Genomic DNA, 4133 nt, shown 5'->3' with positions numbered 1-4133 from the left:
ATGAGCTGGTTCTGGCTGAACAAGGTGGTGCCGAGCGAGGCCTGGGCCTCGCCGGAGAGCAATTGGAACGCGCTCTGGGCCGAGGCCACCGTGCCGGTGATCAGCGCCTGATAGAGCGCCGTGCCGCTGCCGCCCGCCTGCACCGCAGCCGCGGCATTGCGGGCATTGGTGGTGGTGGTGACGCTGGGAAAACTCACGTCGTTGCGCGCGAACGCGAGGTAAACGTCGGTGGCGTCATAGCTGAGCACCAACGTCAGGAAGGCCATGTTGGAACTGACCGACCCGAACGTACCCGAGACCCCGCCCGCCGAGGTGAGGATGGTGTAGCTCTGGCTGGGGTCATAGCTCCCCGGGAGCGCTTGAACGGCAACCGTGGCACCCGGGGACAGCGTTGTCCGACCCGAGACGGCGATGCGGTCGCTGGCGCCGGCGCTGTTCACCGTCACCGCATAGGTGGAGCCGCTGGCGAAGCTGGCCGTGCCGTTTACGTTCAGCGTGCCGATGCTGCCGGCGGTGAGGCCGGGGGAGATGGTGGCGCCCGCCGCTGCGGCGAGCCCGCCGATGGTGCCAGTGCCGACCAGTGCCGAGCCGGACCCGCCGACCGTGACGAAGGAGGAACCGAGCGCGACATTATCGAGCGTCAGGGTGGTATTGGCGACGGTGGTGGTGCCGGAGAAGGCGGAGATGCCGGTGAGCGTCCAGGGCACCCCCGCCTGGATGTCGAGGATCTCGAAGCCCCGATAGGTGGCGCCATCGCCCAGCAGGCCCACGTTGAACGTGCCGGCCACCTCGCCGAGGCGCAGCGTGTCCGTGCCGCCCTGGGCCATTACCGCGCCAACGACGGCCGAGCCCGCCTCATAGACGAACAGGTCGTTGCCACTGCCCATGGCCACCGCAAAGGTGGTGCCGGTGATGGTGCCATAATTGACGACGGTGTTGCCGAAGGTGCCGGCGGTATTGACGATCTGAATGCCGTAGCCGTTCAGGCCCTCGATGGTGCCGTAATTGGTCACGGTGAGGGTGCCGTAGGCCGTACCGTTGCTGCCGTCGGAGGCCAGGATGCCGTTATTGGCACCCGAAATGAGAGCATTGCGCACGCCAGCCGAGCCGTTGGTTATCGTGCCGCCGCCGATGGCGATGCCGTCACTGCTGTTCGGCCGGATATCGGCCAGCCCGGCTGGCTTGGATCCGGACCCTTTGATGGCGCCATAATTCGTGATGACCCCGATGTGGTCGATGTTCACGCCATCGCCGTTGAGGGACAGGCCCGCAAAAAAATAGCTACCGGAGATGGAGCCGTAATTCAGCACGGTGCCTGTCCCGTTGGAGCTCAATCCGACACCGTTGGCACCTTGAATCAAACCGTAATTGGTGACCATGACGTTGCTGGTGGTGCCGACGGCGTTAATGCCGGAGATAGAGCCATAGTTGTAGACAGTGCCGGAGGTCCCATCGAACTTGATGCCAGTGTAATTCGTCCCGGTGGAGATCGAGCCGTAGTTCAGGATGGTCGTGTTGCTCCCGACCTTAATGGCATCGTCGCGCTGAGATTGGATGCGGCCGGTCGTCAGGTTGGTGATGCTGATTGACAGGTTCGGGGACACCAGATCACCGAGATCGATGGCCCGCCCGGTGCCGGTGGATTCGATCGTGCCGGCATTGTTTATGGAGATGACCGCCGACGAGGTGCTGGCGGCGGTCCCGGCGATCTTGATGGCGTCGTTCGACCCGGTGATGCTGCCGCGTGCCGTGTTGGTCAGCACCAGCGACACCAGCGAGTCCACATTGGTCGCCGTGTCGAAGCTGATCGCCGTTCCACCCGCGGCGACGGCAGTGATGCTCCCGGAGTTGTTCAAGGTGATGGTGCCGCCGCCCAAGCGTACCGCATCGGAGTTGGAGCTCAGCGCGCCGGAATTATTGATCGTCACCACCGCGGAGGTGGCGGTCGCCTTGTCGAAATCAAGGGCCTGTCCGCTACCGGCCAGAAAAGTGCTGTTGTTCGTGAACAAAAGTGTTCCGAATGCAAAGGTGCCGTTGAGGCGGAATCCGTCGTTGCTCGCGGAGATGACGCCGTTGCTGGTGACAGCCATGTGGCCGGTGACCGTGGGGGTCGTGTCGAATACGTTGCCGCTGGATGAGATGAGGCCGTCGTTGGTCAGGGCCGTGCCGGTGCCGGTGGCGATACCAAAGAGCACGCTCATTCCGGAGGTGCTCAGCGAACCGCTTGCGGTAAGGGTTCCTGTCTCTGTGCCCGCCAGAGTCTGCGATGTTGAACTGTTGCCGGTGATGGTGAAGCTGTCGGCCAGCGCCGCGACCGGCGTCATGGCGATCACGCTGGACATGGCGATCCGTGTCGCGGAAGACCTTACAGAGAGCATGCTCCTTGATCCCCAAGATCTCTCTGAGGCGCCCTGCCTGTCGCCGTATCGATTTATCGCACGTCGCCGTGTGCGCCGCCATCAAGCGGATGCCAGACTGCCGGAGCGCATCGTATCGTATCAGACACATCTCGCCAGTGTGGCGGCTCAATCGGCACGTGTTGGGTGTCGCATGTTGGGTCCATGCGAGGAACAGCGTGGGACTCGATGGGGCATTGTGGAGCCAAACAACGCTATTCCGCGGAAACGCCCAGCCGCACCTTATGCGCAGATGTCGCGGGATGTGCGCGCGGGCGTTGTGGGATGGGCGGGTGCACTTGGGTGGGGTGGCGCTTGCGCACGGGGCGCGCGGGAGGTGTGGCGAGAGAGCGCGTGATTGGTGGCAGCCGTTTCACCCCCCTCCCCAACCCTCCCCCGCAAGGGGGGAGGGGGCGCGTTGCGCTTTTGGGGAGCTTGAGCCCGGAGGCCGTCGGCGACTCAGTTCCATCTCTGGCAGGCCGTCGCCGCGGGCGGCTCCCTCCCCCCTGGCGGGGGAGGGGTGGGGAGGGGGGTGAAACGCTCTCCGTTTCTAAGCCACTCTCCCTAGTCGGCCCGTCGGAGCAGCCGACCCTCAGATCACCCGCTCGCTCAGAAGGTCAGCCCGAGGGTGCCGCGCACCGCGTTGCTCTGGGCGTCGGAGGCGAACGAGCCGTCATAGCTCACGCCCAGGGTCAGGCCCTTGCCGAGCAGCACATCCACGCCGGCGCCGACGATGGCGCTGTCCTTAGCGATGGGCAGGCCCTGCACGGTGAAGCCGGTGCCGGTGTTGAGGAAGCTCACCGCCAGCGCCGGGGTCACGTCGCCATAGGCATGGCGCCAGCCCAGCGTGGCGTGCGGGGTGGTGGCGAGCCCGCCCAGCAGGAAGCTGGACGCCGCGCGCACGCCCAGGGTCGAGTACCAGCTATCGAAGCTGAGGCCGCTGGAGGTCAGGCCCGTCACCGGCGCGCCGGTTTCGGTGAAGCCGTCCATCTGCACCGCGCTCCAGGCCATGGCGGCGAAGGGCTCGAACGCCACCGGGCCGAGGGGCAGGGCATAGCCCGCTTCCGCGAAGGCGCCGCCGGTGAGGCCGTCATAGGAGGCGTTGGGCCGCTCGCTCACCGATCCGGCCACCACCACGCGCTCGCTGTTGACCTGGTTGAAGGCGAGGTTCGCGCCGGCCCGCAGCTTGAGCGCGCCGAACGCCGTGCCGGCATAAAGCGCGAACTGCGCCGCGTCGCTGTCCAGCGAGGAACCCATGTTGGCGACGCTGGAATTGGCCCAGCTATAGCCCGCCGCAAAGCCGAAGGTGATGTTGTTCATCGTGGCATCGGCGCCGGCCAGGAAGCCGCCGACCGTGCTGCTCACGCTGGAGGCATTGCCATTGCCGGAGGTGGAATTCCACTGGCCGAACGCCTGGGCCCAGCCGGTCCACATTGGGGCGGCGGGGGCCGGGGGCGGGGCGGAGGTGAAGGGGCCGGCCTTGGTCACCGGCGCCTTGGCATAAGCGGTGGGTCCGCCGAAGCCCAGCGCCGCGGTGGCGCCGGTGGATCCCACATAGGCCGCCTGCCGCAGGCGGGCATCCAGGGTGTCGGCCATGAGCTGGTTCTGGCTGAACAAGGTGGTGCCGAGCGAGGCCTGGGCCTCGCCGGAGAGCAATTGGAACGCGCTCTGGGCCGAGGCCACCGTGCCGGTGATCAGCGCCTGATAGAGCGCCGTGCCGCTGCCGCCCGCCTGCAC

2 protein-coding genes are annotated in these 4133 nt (G+C 66.3%); both read right to left on the bottom strand.

Annotation, left to right across the window (positions count from 1 at the left end):
* On the bottom strand, positions 1-2342 hold a 2342-nt coding region (locus AAG816_RS27505; RefSeq protein ID WP_341992905.1), incomplete at its 3' end, for a hypothetical protein.
* 663 nt (positions 2343-3005) lie between these two features.
* The coding region (locus tag AAG816_RS27500) for an autotransporter outer membrane beta-barrel domain-containing protein (RefSeq protein ID WP_341992904.1) at positions 3006-4133 on the bottom strand (1128 nt) is incomplete at its 5' end.

Origin of the sequence: Azorhizobium sp. AG788 (genome assembly GCF_943371865.1) — a bacterium.
Lineage (GTDB): Bacteria > Pseudomonadota > Alphaproteobacteria > Rhizobiales > Xanthobacteraceae > Azorhizobium.
Note: the sequence above shows the minus strand (reverse complement) of the source record. Positions and strands in the feature narration are given on the sequence as shown.